The sequence below is a fragment of the Tritonibacter sp. SIMBA_163 genome, from assembly GCF_046535935.1.
GTDB lineage: Bacteria > Pseudomonadota > Alphaproteobacteria > Rhodobacterales > Rhodobacteraceae > Epibacterium > Epibacterium scottomollicae.
This window is the reverse complement of sequence record NZ_JAWJBP010000840.1, coordinates 1-255: the sequence shown is the minus strand read 5'-3', so window position 1 is coordinate 255 and position 255 is coordinate 1. Positions and strand designations below refer to the sequence as shown.

1 protein-coding gene is annotated in these 255 nt (G+C 45.5%); it reads left to right on the top strand.

Going from position 1 to position 255, the window contains the following annotated elements; genetic code table 11:
• The coding region (locus R0J92_RS24700) for a hypothetical protein (RefSeq protein WP_411053630.1) at window positions 1-212 on the top strand (212 nt) is incomplete at its 5' end.
• Between the last annotated feature and the right edge of the window lie 43 nt (window positions 213-255).

Below are 255 nucleotides of genomic sequence, written 5' to 3'. Positions count from 1 at the left end.
ATTTGGATACCTTGCATAACTCATCCATCGATGCATCCGCGGTGGTGCCTCCCCATCAAGTGCTGGCAAACCTCAACGGGGCGATCCCCACGATTGATGCCGAAAACTACGAGAAAACGATGGAATCGCTTGAATGGCGAAGAAGAAAACTTCTTGGCCTCATTGAAATGACAGGTGAACAATGGCCTGGCACAGCAAACGACATTGAATAATTGAATAACCAATGAATAAACATAAGTTTTGAACAATCTGCGG